Raw genomic sequence first — 16,843 nt, 5'->3', positions numbered from 1 at the left:
TTATTGTTAATGACTCTAATACAACTTCTTTTACTTCAACTTCAAAACTTACCGTTTTACCACCATAACTTACTGTAACTGTTTGTTTTCCTGGGTTATCAGCTAACTTACTAACTGTGTAATCAGTAATTTCTTCTGTCACTCCATTATTATATGTACCTTCAACTATCAAACCGTTTAAATCAAGTTTCTCTCCTACATAATATTCAACTTTATGAGGTAATTGTTTTATTGTTAATGACTCTAATACAACTTCTTTTACTTCAACTTCAAAACTTACCGTCTTACCATTATAACTTACTGTAACTGTTTGTTTTCCTGGGTTATCAGCTAACTTACTAACTGTATAATCAGTAATTTCTTCTGTCACTCCATTATTGTATGTACCTTCAACTATCAAACCGTTTAAATCAAGTCTTTCTCCTACATAATATTCGACTTTATGAGGTAATTGTTTTATTGTTAATGACTCTAATACAACTTCTTTTACCTCAACTTCAAAGCTTGCCGTTTTACCACCATGACTTACTGTAATCGTTTGTTTTCCTGGTTCATTTGTTAATGATGAAACAGTATAATCATTAGGAGCTAATTCCATTTTTATTCCTGTACTATATGTAGCAATAATAACTAATCCTTCTAAATCTAATTTATCACCTTGATAATAGCTTAGTTTATATGGTAATGAAACGATCTCAACATGTTCTACCTCCCCTATCATACTAGGTTCAACCAATAAATTAGCACTAATTGACTTATTACCAATAACGTTGTTATTCTGGTCTAATTTATATGCCTGCAAGACATAATTTCCACTAGCAGGTAATGTATATTCAAACATTACCTTTCCCCCAGTAACTGAGGCTTCATCAACTAATTCACCATTACTATATAAAGCTACTTTTTTAGTATTTTGATCAGTTATATTCATTTCAACTTTAATTGAATTATGAGCACTACTAACTCCATCATAATCATTTTTTGATGGCAAAACGACTCCATTATGATCTGTTAAGATCAATTGTTCATCACTTACTTCTACACCTAAAGAAGCATATAATTTTGAAAGTGATGAGAATTGTTCATCCATAAATGCAAGACGACTAGTCAACCAGCTCTTTAATTTATTAATTTCATTTTCACCAGTATTTGTATTTCCATACCAAATTGAAGAATTAGCAGCCCCTGCCTCTTTTAGATAAACACGATAATCTTCAATACTAGCCATCATATCAGCAATCTGATTATTTCTAACTTCATCATAACGTTGTTTAACACATGAAACAAAGTATGGGTCCTTTATTAAATAACGATACCATTGTTGTAACTGTGGTTCCCCTGGAATACTATAAGCTGGAAAATACAATGTTTGCCATTGATCAGTTGGAATGGCTGCACTTTGGCTTGCACCACTACTCCAATCCATATCCCAAATAGGTCCCATATGAAATTTATCGTCTACATCTTTATACATGTATGTACTTTTCTTCATTCCATCTTCATTAAAAAATAACTCAGTAACTAACCAGTAATCAACTAATGAATTCATATCAAACAACTCACTATAATGAACCTTATTACCATCATATATACTATGATAGTCTTTAGACCTTACAGCATCTTCATATGCTTGAATATAGTTTTGAACATAATTCATCATGTCTTGATTACTAGAAGCAAATTCTGGAGCTTTAAACATTAGTGGCTGATTACTATTTGTTTTAAACTTAGAAACCTCATCATAATTAGAATCTAATTCTAATAAATAACCGCCATTAATACTAGGAATAGTATAATCATAGTTAGAAATCAAATAAGTCTTACCTTGATAATTAAACTTACCACTTGTTGTCCAACCTAAATTTTCAGCCAGATATTCCTCTAAATCTCCAGCATCTAAACCTTCTTTAGTTGCAACAATTTCTGATAAATTTTTTGCTTCATCATCCCAATTTAAAACATCAACTCTTTTTTCATCTACACGTATCTGTTCACAGAATTGATAAGTACCAACATATTTCCCATTAAAAACAACACCTGTATGAACTGTTTCTGTTTGTGGCATATCTAACGCCCCTGATAGATCATAAGATAATGTATTGCGTAAACTTGATGAATCATAATAATTAGCTAATAAAACCCAATGTTTGCTTTTTCCCATTGAAAACAAATTAGTTTTTGAATCTAATTTTATTTTATATGGTTTTTTAGGTAAACCCCAGGTAGAATTACCACGTCCTTTTATTTCAATTTTTCCATCATATAATTTTGTTGTTTCAAGATTGTAATGCTCATTACCCTGAATTTTCATTTCACCATTTATATAATAATCTTTACTAGTTACATCTGCACTATTTTCAGTGTTAATATATACAACTGGTAACCGGCTAAAATATGTTTTAGTTGATAAAGTTTTTGATCCATTACTAATTTCAACACCAATAAACTTTTCTAAATCATTTACTGTTGGACTATAACTAGTGTCATTAGAAACTACTTTACTACCAACCATCCATTTATAGTTTATTTCACCAGTCAAGTTACTTGTAACGGTTAATGGCTCACCTAATTTTGCATATTCTTGATCAAATATTACAGTATCTTCATTAACTTCTCTTACATCTAAATTATTAGTAAAATCTAATGATTTTACAGGTTGTAAAAATCCCATTGTGTTAGTCATCATACTTATTGATAAAACACCAATAAATATCTTTTCTAATCCTGCCTTTTTCATCTTCGTTTCCCTTTCTATTGTTTTCCCCTCCAATTGATGAAAGGGTTTTCATAAGTTTATTCTATCATAATTTAATATATTTATTAAGCATTTAATTACAATCATTAATAAAAACAATAAAAAAACCAAAAATATTAGTTTATTTTTGGTTAATTATAAATTTTCTTTTCCAGATATCTCTATAACCTCTAATTTAAAAACGCATACAGAAGTAATCATTGAATCTGTAAATTGCCAATCTTTTTTACCGGTATTATGTTCCATAATCAACTTTAAAGCTAATATTTTTTCAGCCTCATCTTCGACAAAACTTATCCTCCCACTACCAATGATACTTTGATAATGAGCTGAATGATTACATGCCTGATTTGATGTAATTAACTGATAAGCTGTATCTAATTCAAATCCTACATAACTATTTTTATTAATCAAATCAATTTTCCGACCTACTTTAGCTCCATGAAAATAGAAAACTCGTTTATTATTTTCTTCATGATATCCAAAATTTAAAGGCACGATATATATTTTACCCTCATCATTAAATCCTAATCTACAACAATAGCAAGCTAAAATAATTTCTTTAATCCGACTTTCAACCACTCCACGATCATTTCTTCTCATCATATCTTCTTTCATTCCAACATTTGGAAATTTCATTTAATTCACAAATCCCTTCAATATAATCATAATAAACTTCTTCTGGGCTTATCCCCTTAAATATCTGACAAATACCACAATTATCACAATCACCATTTTTACACTTGAAGAGATTTTCTATATATTCTTTTCTCATTTTCTTATTTGAATCTTTAATTAGCATTGATATCTTCTCCAATCATATATAAGCTAAAATATATTTATAATAGATTTTCTTAATAATATTTGCTTCATGATAAATGATTTTAATTTGACTAAAGTAATAATCAGTAACTATTTTAAGTTCTTCGTCTGTTATATCATGAGTTGAAAACCGCGCTTTATCACTAAGAGCTTTGATTTTAGAAGTATCTCCATTAAGTTTATTTAAATAATGATAATAATAACATACTAACTGATTATTTGTTTTAGCATTTACAAACATTCTTTTTTTACGAACTGCAGCTTGTAAAATCAAAACAATTATAATAATCATAACTATCAATAAAATATATATATAAAATGGAATTTCAATTTTAGAACTATTATTATCAGTTTCACCTCTTTCAATAACATCTGGAGTAATTGGAGTTGTCTGATTATTATTAACATCGGGATTAGTAGAGGTTATCGGTCTACTACTATCATCAGTTCTTACACCGTTTCCAATTGCTTCAATTGGAATCCATCCTAAATAATCATCAAAAATTTCAACCCAGGCATGCTCATTTCGATCTCTGACAATTAATTGACCATTTTTATTTTTGCTATCATTAGCCTGATATCCTAATACAAAACGTGCAGCTATTCCATTTCTTCTTAACATTAATGCTAGTGATGAGGCATAATGAACACAGTACCCTTTTTTATTAACATTTAAAAAATAATTCAAATAATTTTCATCATCTGGTAAATCACCAGGTCTTAAAGTATAACTTGTTTGCAAAGCTAAAGCATTTTTACATTGATTAATCAAATCATAGACATCACCGTTATAAACAATATTATTTTGTGATAAAAATCCATCGATAATTTTACTGTCTTCATCAGATACTTCAGTTAAAATATCATCATGATCATAAGAATAAGTTTGTAATTCTTTAAAACTATCTTCAGTTCCATTACGTTTTGCAATCTCTAATAAAATTTCTTTTTTCTCGTTAGCTTTTACACTTGTAAGTAAAGTATTAAAATCATCATTAGGTATAATCATTTCATAGTTTTGAGGATTTTCACCCATAAAATAATTACCATAATAAGTTAAATCCGTATTAATGAAATAATATGGTGCATAGTTGCGATAGCTATAACCACTTAACTGTTCAACATTAATAGTCTGCATTTTAGCCTTGGTCACATCTGCAATAATATTTAGATTTCGATATACCCAGCTAATATATGCTTGATCATTTTCAATGACACTCCAATTCCCATTATCATACTTGTCATAACCAATACCTCGCATCTTAAAGTTTGTCAATCCACTAGCACCATCAATAATAAAATCAACTGAGTTACGATAGTAACGATCTCCTTGTTCATTTACATCATAATCTTCTTTAACATTCCCTGCTGTAGCCATTGGTAACTTAGCATGATTAAATAAACTTATTGAAGATAAACGATATGTATCAGTGCCAAAAGCAAGATATGTAAAAATCATTGATGCTAGACAAATTACAATTATTGGAAGTTTCAGCTTGGTCTCTTTTTGCATTGCTCCAATTAAAAGAATCAAAAAATATAATACAAAACTACCAATAAAATACCATGGTGGCGTTATTGTAAACAATAGCTCTATAATTACTCCAGGTAATAAAGCAACTATTGCTAAAACATATTTATTTCTTTCTATTGCTATACAAGCCAACATGTACATTGGAATAAATAGTAATAAAAAAGCACAAATACAAACAAAAGATTTATCAAAAAAATTTAACATACTTTGATAATTAAAATTATAAACCGAAACATCATTATACTTATGTACAACAGTTGAAACCAAATATGAAAAACATGCTAATGTATTAGGAAGTATTAGTAATATTCCATCTACTACTAATCCTCCAATTATAAATTGTCGTTTATTTTTGATATTAGTATATCCTAAATAAATTACTAATCCAATCATAATACAAAAAAAGAAGACCAAATTAGGATTACTATTAAAATTAAATGAGTATATTAAAGAACCAGTTGAACCAATAACACCCAAAAGATAAATTAACAGCTTCATCGGTGACCTCCTTCAATTCTTTTTATCCCATGATAACTAATTACAAATTCATAATTATGTTTAGTTATATCAGGATGATAATCTTTATTCCATAATAGATGTTTAAATTGATCTTCATATTCTTTAATGCTGGCAATTTCTTTATTTGATAATAGAAATTTAAAGTTTTTTTCTAACAACTTAATACAAAAACATTCTAAATAACTAAAGATTAAATCATTATGATTTTCCTCTTCATCAAAATCACAGTGAATATTTATAACTTCACTGACAGATAAAGCATTATCTTTTACTAAAATAGTGTCATACTTTGCACTTAACTTCCAATGAATATTTTTTAATAGATCGCCTTCTTGATATTTATGGATGTCATATATTTCTGTAGGATCATCACCTTTTTGATTCACTGCATAAACTTCCTGACCATCTTTAGGAAGTTTATATTCATAAATACTAAAATCAAAATCGATCTGTTTAGGATAAATTGTTATTGGAATCTGATAATAACAACGTTTTTTTAAACAAAAGAGATTTAAACAATCATATTGATAATAATCTGTAATAATTAAATTTTTACCACCACAATGTTTAAACGATAAATCAAATTTATTTTTATTTCCCCTTAAAAGATACTTTTTATTATCGATTTTAAACTTTATTGCCCCTAAACCAAAATTATCTCGTTTCACAAAAATACTAATTGATTCATTTTGTCGTACTTTTTTATCTTCTACAACAAATTCTAATTTCAAAAACTTCCAAGTTAATAACAGATAAATAAATGAAATGATTGGTAAAATTAATACAACTAATAAAAAATAATAAGAAAAATAACCAATAAAAGCAATATAAAAAAACACACCAAACCCAATTAATAATAAATATACTAAACGACATCTCCACATACTATTTATATGTAACAGGCGTAATTCGCATCATAATTTCTTCCATTATGATTTGAAAACTTTTGCGATTTTTTTTAACACTCGGAATTAAAAAGATTCGGTGATTGAGTACTTCATACAGATTTTCATTTATATCCTCAATGATAACATAGTCACGCCCATATAAATAAGCAGTTGCCTGAGCAGCTTTAATTAATGCGATTGAAGCACGAGGTGATGCTCCTTGTTCAATTTTTTCATGTGTTCGCGTTTGTTGAACTACTTGAACGATATAACGAACTAAACTATCATCAACATGAATATTTTTTATTTCTTTTTGCATCAAAATCAATTCTTCTGGTGTTATAACAGGCTCAATATTATCTAAAGGGTTTCCATTTTTTTTACGATTTACGATCTCAATTTCACTAATTTCATCTGGATACCCTAATGATAGACGCATCATAAATCGATCTAATTGTGAATCTGGTAACATCTGGGTTCCAGCACTACCAAATGGATTTTGGGTAGCTATTACTATAAACGGTTTACTAGTAGGATAAGTATTTCCATCAACGCTAATAATCCCTTCTTCCATTACCTGCAATAATGCTGACTGCGTTTTACTCGATGTACGGTTTATTTCATCAGCTAAAAAAATATTAGTAAAAAGTGGGCCTTTTTTAAAACTCATTTTTTTGCTATCAAAATCATATACCGAATATCCTAATAAATCACTAGGTAAAATATCCGATGTTAATTGTACTCGCTGATAATTTAAAGATAATGCTTTTGTAAATGCTACCGCTAAATTTGTTTTACCTACTCCAGGAATATCTTCAAATAAAATATGACCTTCAGCAAGAATAGCAATAACAGTTCGTTTAATTACTTCATCCTTCCCCAACACTGCTTTTTTTACTTCATTTATTAGAAAATCTAATTTATCATTCATAAACTTTTCTCCTTACTAACTGTTGATATTTTTATTTTATCACAAAGCAGTGGAGATTCTGTGTAATAAATTTTAAAATATATTAAAATTCTTCTTTTTTAGTTATCAAATTTAATATATTTAAATTATTTACCAAAAATTATACTATTTTTTAGAAAACTTCTTTATTCTGTGGTATAATCTGTGGTTGAAAGAAGGTGTTACTATGTCCCCTGAGCCCGAGCAGGTTTATCTTAAACAGTTAAATAATAAAAATACAGGAGACATAATAAACTAGTCTCCTGGGATGGAGGCTAGAATGTTAGAATTTTATAAAACTTATGGATCAATAACAAAAAAAATTGATGAACCAGAATTAGGAAGCTGGATCAATGTAGTTGCTCCAAACGAAGAAGAAAAAAACTTTTTAATTGAAAAATTAGGTATCTTACCAGAATTTGTAAATTCATCTTTAGATGCTGAAGAAAGTTCACACATTGATTATGATGAGGATTATAATCAAAGACTTGTAATTGTAGATTATCCTAGTGCAGAAGAAGAAAATGCTCAAGGATATGATAAAAATATGCTTCAATATACTACTTTACCACTAGGGATCATTATTATGAAAGGTTATGTTGTAACGATTTCTTTATATGAAAATTTAAATATTGATGATATGACCCAAGGTCGAGTTAAAGGAATCAATACTAATCTAAAAACTAGATTTTTATTACTTTTACTTCTTAGAATTTCGCAACGCTATTTAATTTACTTACGTCAAATAGACCGAATTTCATCACGCACAGAACAAAGTTTACATAAATCAATGCAAAACAAAGAATTGATTCAAATGTTAGGTTTAGAAAAATCATTAGTTTATTTTTCTACTTCATTAAAAACCGATGAAATTACTTTAAATAAAATTATGCGTGGTAAAGTAATAAAACTGTATGATGAAGATCAGGATTTATTAGAAGATGTATTAATAGAAATACATCAGGCTATTGAAATGTGTAATATTTATTCAAATATTCTTTCAGGAACAATGGATGCTTTTGCCTCAGTTATTTCTAATAATTTAAATATTGTTATGAAAGTATTAACAGTAATTACTATCGTAATGGCTATCCCTAATATTATATTTAGTTTTTACGGGATGAATGTAACAGGTCTACCAATTGCACATTGGTGGTTTCCAACTCTAGTAGCTGTTATTGCTTGCATTATTGCGACGATAATTTTTATAAAAAAAGATATGTTTCACTAAATAAGAATCACTATTTGATTCTTATTTTTTATTCTAATTTATTAAAAGATGAGGTATTTAACCCCATCTTTTAATAAATAAATAATGATAAATACCAAGTTATTATTTCTGTTCCATAAAACAAAGACGTTATGATCCCAATTATCAAAAATGGTCCAAATGCAATATGTCCTTTAGCCTCAACTTTATGACTTAGCAGTAAATAACCAGCATATACCCCACCTATAATAATTCCAATAAATGCTGCTAATAGATTATTTTGCCAACCTAAAAGTAATCCTGAAACAAACATAAGTTCAATATCACCAAAGCCGAAACTAGAAGGTAAAAACATATTAAGAATAAACATTGGTATACTAATACATAATCCTCCAATTAATAATGTTATTAAATCCATTTGAATAAATACCTGATATATAATAACTAGGATAAGTAGCGTTAAAATAGTTGATAAATATATATCCATTGTTTGATAATCAATAATCGCAATTACAACTAATACCATAATTATAAAAAATATAAGTACTGTTTCAACTGTTAAACCAAAACGATAAAAGCTTAACATAAATAATAATCCCCCAAAACATTCAAATAAAAAATGTTTAAAAGAAATATGCTTTTGACAATAACGACATTTACCTCTTAATAAAATATAACTAATTACTGGCATTAAATCATACCACCGAAGATTATTATGACAACTCTCACAATAACTTCTTCCTTTAGCAATTGATATTCCTTTAGGAATACGATAAATTGCAACATTAGCAAAACTAGCTACACAACTACCAATAATAAACAAATAAATATAAATAAAAAGATAAAGAGAATCCATTAGTAGACTCCCCCTATAAATGTAATTAAGTCTTTACGATCATTAGAATACTGCAATGCCACTTCTTTAGTAATATATCCTTGATTAACTAGTCTTGTAAGATCCATATTTAATGTATGCATTCCTTGCTGCTTTCCTGCCTGCAAAGTTGCTGTTATTTGATGACATTTGTTTTCACGAATCAAATTTAATACTGCATCAGTTCCAATTAAGACTTCAGTAGCAACAATTCTTTTTTGATTGATCGTTGGAACTAAACATTGGGTTATGACTCCTTTTAAAATTCCAGTTAACTGAGTTCTAATTTGTTGTTGAGACTCTCCAGGACAAGCATCAATGATCCGGTCAATCGTTTGAGCAGCCCCAGTTGTATGTAAGGTTGATAAGACTAAGTGTCCTGTTTCTGCTGCTGTTAATGCTGCCGAAATTGTTTCAAAATCGCGCATTTCTCCAACTAAAATAATATCTGGATCTTCACGTAATGATGATCTAAGTGCACTAGCAAATGATTTAACATCTTGACCAACTTCACGTTGATGAATAATCGATTTATTTTTAGGATAAACATATTCAATTGGATCTTCTACTGTGAGAATATGTTCTGCTCTTGTTTGATTAATTTCGTTGATCATTGCTGCTAGGGTAGTTGATTTCCCACTACCTGTTGGTCCAGTAACCAAGATCAATCCTCTTTTTTCCTTTGTTAATTGGTTAAGAACTGACGGTAGTCCAAGTTCTTCAATTGTAGGAATATGATTATTTAATAAACGTATCGTTGCTGAAACATTTCCTAACTGTTTAAAAATATTAACTCTTTGACGATTGTCATCACTACTTGTAAAAGCAAAATCCAAGTCGTTTCCAGCTTCAAAATCCTGGATTTGTTTTTCACTAAGAAGAGTCCACAACATACTTTTAAGTTCATTATAATCAAAAATAAAATCAGTTATTGTTAAATGTCCATGAATCCTAAAAACAACCGGCTCTCCTTGACTCATATGAATATCAGAGGCATTTTGTCTTCTAGCCTCTAAAACTATTTCATCTATATTCAAATAATTATCCTCCTAATCATAAAATGTAACTTTCATCAATTCTTCAACTGATGTAATTCCCTGTTCAACCAAAGAAATAGCTGAATCCTTAATTAAACGCATACCTTGATACTTAATTGCATATTGTTCAATTTCTTCAACTGGTGTCCCATCTGTAATCATTTTACGAACCTTAGAGTCAATATATAATACCTCATGAATCGCTATTCGACCAGAATAGCCCATATTATTACAGTGACTACATCCCTTAGCCCTTCTAATCTTTTTAATTCGTTCTGGCAGCTGTTGTCTTTCAACCATTGTTGGGACATCTTCATAACTACAATGAGGACAAAGTTTACGCATTAATCGCTGTGATATAATACCTGTTAAAGAACTAGCTAGAAGGTACTTCTCTACTCCCATATCACCTAAACGAACAATTGAATCAGCCGCACTATTGGTATGTAAAGTCGAGAATACTAAATGGCCAGTAATTGCTGCACGAACTGATATAGCAGCAGTTTCATTATCACGTGTTTCTCCTACCATAACAATATCTGGATCTTGACGCAACAATGCTCTTAATCCTGATTCAAAAGTTAAACCTGCAACATTATTTACCTGGATCTGATTGATTCTAGGTAAATTTTTTTCAACAGGATCTTCAATTGTAGAAATATTAATACTTTTTTTAGCTAATGATTCTAGAATCATATATAAAGTGGTAGTTTTCCCAGAACCCGTTGGTCCAGTCAGATAAATAATTCCATGGGGAGACTGGGTCATTTTTTTAACTTTTAAAAAATCATCTTCCTGCATTCCATATTTACTAGAATTATCAATTTTAACATTGTTAGCTAAAATACGCATTACACATTTTTCACCAAAAACTGTAGGTACTAAAGAAACCCGGACATTTACAGTATCATCTTCAATTTTTGTTTTAAAATGACCATCTTGAGGAATTCTTTTTTCAGCAATATCAAGATTAGAAATAATTTTGATTCTAGCAACTAAAGGCAAAATAACTGATTTATTCAAGGTAACAAAATCATTCATTACCCCATCTATTCTCATTCTAACATAAGCCTTATGTTCAAATGGTTCAATATGAATATCACTAGCTCGAGCATTATAAGCACGTTTAATTAAACTACTTAATAATTGAATGATTGGCGCATCGTCCCCTGCATCATCAATTACGATTTCTTCAATTTCTTCATGCTGCTCATTAGCATTTTCTACAGCTTTATGAGTACTTACTTCAGAATAATAATACTCGATTGCCTTTTTTATTTGACTCTCTTCACAAATTTGAACCTGAACATTTTTTCCTGATAAACTTCTAATATCTTCTAAAGCATAATAATTTAAAGGATCATTAGTAACTACTGTTAAAGTATTTCCTTCATCTTTTACCGCAATAACATTGTATTTTTCAGCCAATGCCTGAGGAATAATTTTTACTGCCTCTACAGTTATAACTAAATTTGACATATCAACAACTTGTAAACTAAGTCGACTAGCTAACGCATTTAACATTTCTTTTTCACCAACAAAACCAAGTTCAATCAAAATAGCCCCTAATCTTTTTTCATGATGTTCTTTTTGATATGTTAATGCTTGTTTTAATTGTTCATCATCAATATATCCCTGTTCTTTTAATACCTCTCCTATACGCAAATTCTTCACACTACTCACCTCTTTGCGACCATAAAAATATTAATCGATAAATTTAAAGAAGTAGTATTATTCTTTGAAGATGTCTCACTGACAATTGAATAATTTTCAATTAATACTCCAGGCATTTCATTATAAATATAGTCAAGTAATCTTCTAAAATTTTCTTTACTCCCATTAGATTTAACAGAAATATCAGAAACATAGATATTAGAAAACTCTTGAGCAACTGGGGTTTTAGAATCCTTATTTTTTTCTGATTGAACATAATTTGCCACAACTGCTTTTTTCTCATCAACCGATATAGTTAAATCCTTTGCATCTAAACCATATTCTTGAAATAAAGTAGTAATCATATTATCAATTTCTTGATTTGTCATACGATCATAGAAGTCTGCAGCTTTTGTTTCTAACAATTTAGTATAATTTTCAACCTGTGTTTGAAAAACGACTTTATTATCAACCATATTTTCCATCTCTGCTAACTCAAATTCAAGTTCACTTTTTTTATCACTGTACTCAACCGCATTATCAAGACATGGTTTAATTACTAAATAACCAAATCCCACTACAATCAAAAACAAACCAAAATACTTGATAATTTTTTTATCCCGTTCTGTAATCTTCAATTCTATATTAAATCTATTCATCCTGATCACCTCTTCCGGCATCAGATGCTAAATAACATTGTACATGGATAGAGTATGTAGCCTCTTCATTTTTAAAACTGTATCCCGAATATGTTACATTAGAAAACAATTTTGAATCACTTAGTCTTTGAATAAAATAATTGATTTGCATATTATCTTTACTTGTTGCTATAAAGTTTAAAATTCCTGTACTTGAATTATAAGCAGTTATATCAATACTAATTACACTAGTTGATAGTTCAACTAATTTATCATTTACTTTTGATGATGCTTTAGGATATGTAGCTAAAACAGCAACTAAATTATCTAATTCATTGCAGCGACTTAACAATTTATTTGCTTTAGCTTCAAGTTTTACTGCCTCATTATAGTTTTTAACAAACACTGGTTCATTAATTTGTTGATTTAATGAATCAACAGCATGTTTTTGTACAAACATATAAATTACACTAACACTACTTAAAATAATCATTATTGTTAGAGTAATAACTAACAAACGATATTCTTTTAATATTGCAAATTTATCTTTTTCTTTTCCCTTTTTTCGATTATATCCAGCTAATAAATTAATTTCATGTTGTTTATTGGATTTGCCCATATATCCACCTCTTTAATAATTTCCTAATGGAAAAATAAAGTCTCCAAATTTAGGATTTAGATTATCCATTACTTCGTCTTCATAAGATATTGAAGATGGTAAACTATAATACTTATTATCTAAATCATATAATTCAATAGATGGGATATCAATAGAAACTTTACAAATATCAAAATCTTCTTTTATAAACCCCGCTAGATATACTTCACTAATTTTATATTCTGATTTTTCTGAAGCTAAAAATTGTTGTAATCCCGCAATATTTCTTGAAATATCACCAGCTAAAGCAGCACTTCCATGTTGTGAATATAAACGTGTATGACTACTAAAAATATAGTCTCCATTTTCATAAAGAACCGACATGATACTATCTCCATCAATAGCAATCACTACCGCCGTTTTTTCTTTCATTAAATTAATTTGATCAATCATTTTAATTACTGATGCCAAAGCAATATTCAATCTATTTATTTCAATATCTAAACCATTAAATAATTCAATATAACTTTCTATAATACTTTCTTCAATACCACAAACTAAATATTTAACTTGTTTTTTATCTTGTCTTAAAATCAAATAATCATATACTAATGAATTAACATCTGTTAATTCATTCAATTCTTTCTTAATTACATTAAGTAATTCTTTTTCCTTTAATAGAGGTAAATCTAATACTTTAGTAATTATCTGTGTACTATCAATAACTAAAGAAACATCATCCAAAGAAATATTTTTAATTGTAAAATATTCCTTTAAATACTGAACAACTCTTTCACTATTAGTAATCACCCCATTAATCATACATCCTTCAGGTAATACTGTTCGATAAATTGAGTTAATTTTTTTAAGACTGTCACCTATTATAATAGAGACATATCTATTTGACATATAAATAGATGCTTTCATATTTACCTCCTTAATCTAATATCCTCCCTGTTCAATCGTTGCATATGAATTATAAATTGGTAAGATAACTCCAATTACTATTATAGCAACAACTACCCCCATAAGTACAATCATTAACGGTTCTAAAATACTAACTAATTTAGTAATTGCCATCTCAGCTTCATAATCCAAAGCATCACTGATTGAGATTAACATAGTATCTAGATTACCAGCTTCTTCTCCAACTTCAATTGATGAAATCAATTTCACCTGAAAACCATCAACTTTTCTTAATGCCTGTGATAATGATTCACCTGCTTTTAAAGATCTTTGAACATCATCAAATTGACTTTCAATATATTTATTACTAATTGTCTTTTTACCAACATCTAGTGAAGAAACAATTGGTAAACCACTTGTATACAATGAACTTAAGGTTCTTGCAAAACGTGCTGTATAAATAGTTTTTAATAAATTACCAACATAAGGTAACTTAATCTTAAAACGATCATACTTATATCTTATTTTATCAAGACTTAATAAATATCTAATCATCGCTATCAACAACACTATTCCTGCAATTAAAATATACCAGTAATTACTAATAAAGTTACTAATTGCCATAATAATCATTGTAAACAATGGCAGACTCTCCATCCTTGCAAACAATACCTCAAACTGAGGAATAACATAACCTACAATAAATAACATTCCTACCAATGCAACACACCCTAAAACAATTGGGTACATCATTGCACTTTTTATTTTACCATTTAAATAAACTTCTTTTTCATAATGAGTAGCCATACGATTAGCTGTTTTATCCAACGTCCCACTCATTTCCGCACTCTTAAACATATTAATCAATAACTCAGGAAAAGCTCTTCCCTGCTCCTCCATTGCTTCCGATAAAGAAACACCCTGTTTCAATAAAACAATTACATCAAGATATATTTTCTTTTCAAAAGGCTTAATATCTTCACGCTCAGCCATAATTGTAAAAGCTCGAACAATCGTAATTCCAGATTGTAACAATGTTCCTAACTGACGACAAAAGGCACTAACTGCCTTAGTTTTTAACTTCTTAGTATTTATCTTCTTTTCAAGTAACTGACAATCTAAAAGAAATAAATTATCTTCTTTTAACAACTTATACAATTCATCACTATCATTGACCTTCATTGTCCCCTTTACAACTTTGCCATCAAACCCCTTGGCTCTATAACGATAGATATCCATCTTGCATACCCCTTTCATTATGAATCATTTCAACTATCGCCTAGCTCAAATCATCCATAATAATCAATTAAGGAGAGTTGCCTCTCCTTAATTTAAGATTTAATTTTTATAGTTTAATTAGCTTTCCATTCACCAGACTCAACAGCCCAAGTACCCTTACCATCTTTTACAGTATATGTAGCAGTATAGCTATCACTACTATATATCATTTTAGTAACTTTGTTTTCTTCAATCTTCAATTCTTTAATTTCAGTATATCCTTCAGCTAATTTTTTAAATTGTTCATTTTTAACCATAATATCAGCAGTTGCTATATCATCATCACCAACTAAAGCAGTAGTTGAACCTTCTGTACCATATGTATCGCTTACAACTGTTTGTACTGCCATTAAAGCAGTTCTTGCTTCAGCAGTAACTTTCTTTTCATTAGCGTTATCAATATAACCAGTTAATGCAGGAATTAATAAAGCAGCTAAGATAGCTAAGATAACTAATACTACAATTAATTCAACTAATGTAAATCCCTTCTTTTTCTTATTACGTGTTTCATGTAACTTTGTTAATAAATACTTTTTCATCATATTCTCCTCCTCTAATCATAAGTAAGTATCTAACCCCCATTATAAGTCTTTTTTCTAATATTTCAAACGAATTTCGGCAATTATAATGAAAATAAATAAGTTTTTTCAGTTAAAATAGAAGTTTTGAATAAAACGTGATAAAGTTGTGATGTTTTTTATATTGAAAGCAAATTTTTTATCAATTTTAATAAATATTTGTGATTAATTAAGATACTTTTATTCAATGAATTAAATTACAAAATATTTTCAATCTTATCTACTTTCCACTTATCTTTATTAAAAGTTACCACAAAATCATCAAAAACAAATACCATCTTATCTATACTAAAACCATCACCATTAACTTTTAATACATAAAACTTTGCATCAGTATCAACAAACTCCACAATATCTTGATATACATTTTTATCAATATTAGATTCTTGTCCATCATCAAAAATCGTTTCTCCATTAGCATAACTTTCTAAACTATGAGTATAACAAGACAACTTAATCAACTTACTCTCTTCTAGTACTGTTCTTGCATTATATTTATCTTTGATTTCACGATAAGCTGGTAAAACAATTGCTACAATAATTGTTGTAATTAAAGCAATAATGAAGAAATCTAATATCCTTATTAATATTTGTCTACTTTTCAT

At 28.7% G+C, this 16,843-nt stretch carries 16 protein-coding genes; 1 reads left to right on the top strand and 15 read right to left on the bottom strand.

The features are described 5' to 3' along the window. The 6 genes from ACLR9T_RS06385 to ACLR9T_RS06360 form a co-directional block, all read right to left on the bottom strand. A partial coding sequence (locus ACLR9T_RS06385) for a bacterial Ig-like domain-containing protein (RefSeq protein WP_413108703.1) occupies positions 1-2,737 on the bottom strand: 2,737 nt, incomplete at its 3' end. Between the two features lie 153 nt (positions 2,738-2,890). Continuing rightward, entirely contained in the window at positions 2,891-3,394 is a 504-nt protein-coding gene (locus tag ACLR9T_RS06380) for a pyridoxamine 5'-phosphate oxidase family protein (protein WP_413108702.1), read from the bottom strand. Beyond that, a complete protein-coding gene (locus tag ACLR9T_RS06375; RefSeq protein ID WP_413108701.1) occupies positions 3,345-3,557 on the bottom strand; it encodes a hypothetical protein in 213 nt (70 codons plus the stop codon). The genes ACLR9T_RS06380 and ACLR9T_RS06375 overlap by 50 nt, the downstream gene beginning before the upstream one ends. A gap of 15 nt (positions 3,558-3,572) precedes the next feature. Next, a complete protein-coding gene (locus ACLR9T_RS06370; RefSeq protein WP_413108700.1) occupies positions 3,573-5,609 on the bottom strand; it encodes a transglutaminase domain-containing protein in 2,037 nt (678 codons plus the stop codon). Then, entirely contained in the window at positions 5,606-6,514 is a 909-nt protein-coding gene (locus ACLR9T_RS06365; protein ID WP_413108699.1) for a DUF58 domain-containing protein, read from the bottom strand. The genes ACLR9T_RS06370 and ACLR9T_RS06365 overlap by 4 nt, the downstream gene beginning before the upstream one ends. A 1-nt stretch (position 6,515) precedes the next feature. Next, entirely contained in the window at positions 6,516-7,448 is a 933-nt protein-coding gene (locus tag ACLR9T_RS06360) for an AAA family ATPase (RefSeq protein WP_413108698.1), read from the bottom strand. A 298-nt stretch (positions 7,449-7,746) separates the two neighbouring features. Here ACLR9T_RS06360 and ACLR9T_RS06355 point away from each other — a divergent pair, with 298 nt between their 5' ends. Then, positions 7,747-8,697, top strand: coding sequence for a magnesium transporter CorA family protein (locus ACLR9T_RS06355; RefSeq protein WP_413108697.1), 951 nt, complete (start codon positions 7,747-7,749; stop codon positions 8,695-8,697). A 70-nt stretch (positions 8,698-8,767) separates the two neighbouring features. Here the strand turns inward: ACLR9T_RS06355 and ACLR9T_RS06350 are convergent, their stop codons facing one another. The 9 genes from ACLR9T_RS06350 to ACLR9T_RS06310 all read right to left on the bottom strand — a co-directional run bounded on the left by ACLR9T_RS06350 (position 8,768) and on the right by ACLR9T_RS06310 (position 16,843). Beyond that, positions 8,768-9,532, bottom strand: a complete 765-nt coding sequence (locus ACLR9T_RS06350) for a prepilin peptidase (protein ID WP_413108696.1) — start codon at positions 9,530-9,532, stop codon at positions 8,768-8,770. Continuing rightward, positions 9,532-10,587, bottom strand: coding sequence for a type IV pilus twitching motility protein PilT (locus ACLR9T_RS06345; protein ID WP_413108695.1), 1,056 nt, complete (start codon positions 10,585-10,587; stop codon positions 9,532-9,534). The genes ACLR9T_RS06350 and ACLR9T_RS06345 overlap by 1 nt, the downstream gene beginning before the upstream one ends. 12 nt (positions 10,588-10,599) lie before the next feature. Then, positions 10,600-12,261: a GspE/PulE family protein gene (locus ACLR9T_RS06340; protein ID WP_413108694.1), complete on the bottom strand. Its 1,662-nt coding sequence runs from the start codon at positions 12,259-12,261 to the stop codon at positions 10,600-10,602. Positions 12,262-12,266: 5 nt separating this feature from the next. Beyond that, the gene (locus ACLR9T_RS06335) at positions 12,267-12,899 is read right to left on the bottom strand and encodes a hypothetical protein (RefSeq protein ID WP_413108693.1); all 633 of its coding nucleotides are present in this window, start codon (positions 12,897-12,899) and stop codon (positions 12,267-12,269) included. Next, a complete protein-coding gene (locus tag ACLR9T_RS06330; protein ID WP_413108692.1) occupies positions 12,892-13,497 on the bottom strand; it encodes a hypothetical protein in 606 nt (201 codons plus the stop codon). The genes ACLR9T_RS06335 and ACLR9T_RS06330 overlap by 8 nt, the downstream gene beginning before the upstream one ends. Before the next feature lie 12 nt (positions 13,498-13,509). Further along, positions 13,510-14,403, bottom strand: coding sequence for a hypothetical protein (locus ACLR9T_RS06325; RefSeq protein ID WP_413108691.1), 894 nt, complete (start codon positions 14,401-14,403; stop codon positions 13,510-13,512). Between the two features lie 15 nt (positions 14,404-14,418). Further along, positions 14,419-15,621 carry a type II secretion system F family protein gene (locus tag ACLR9T_RS06320; RefSeq protein ID WP_413108690.1) on the bottom strand — a complete coding sequence of 401 codons (1,203 nt, stop codon included), beginning with the start codon at positions 15,619-15,621 and terminating at the stop codon, positions 14,419-14,421. A 113-nt stretch (positions 15,622-15,734) separates the two neighbouring features. Next, positions 15,735-16,199: a prepilin-type N-terminal cleavage/methylation domain-containing protein gene (locus tag ACLR9T_RS06315; RefSeq protein WP_413108689.1), complete on the bottom strand. Its 465-nt coding sequence runs from the start codon at positions 16,197-16,199 to the stop codon at positions 15,735-15,737. 236 nt (positions 16,200-16,435) lie between these two features. Then, complete coding sequence (locus tag ACLR9T_RS06310) at positions 16,436-16,843, bottom strand: hypothetical protein (RefSeq protein ID WP_413108688.1); 408 nt, start codon at positions 16,841-16,843, stop codon at positions 16,436-16,438.

The organism is Thomasclavelia sp., from assembly GCF_047249845.1.
Classification (GTDB): Bacteria; Bacillota_I; Bacilli_A; order Erysipelotrichales; family Coprobacillaceae; genus Thomasclavelia.
Note: the sequence above shows the minus strand (reverse complement) of the source record. Positions and strands in the feature narration are given on the sequence as shown.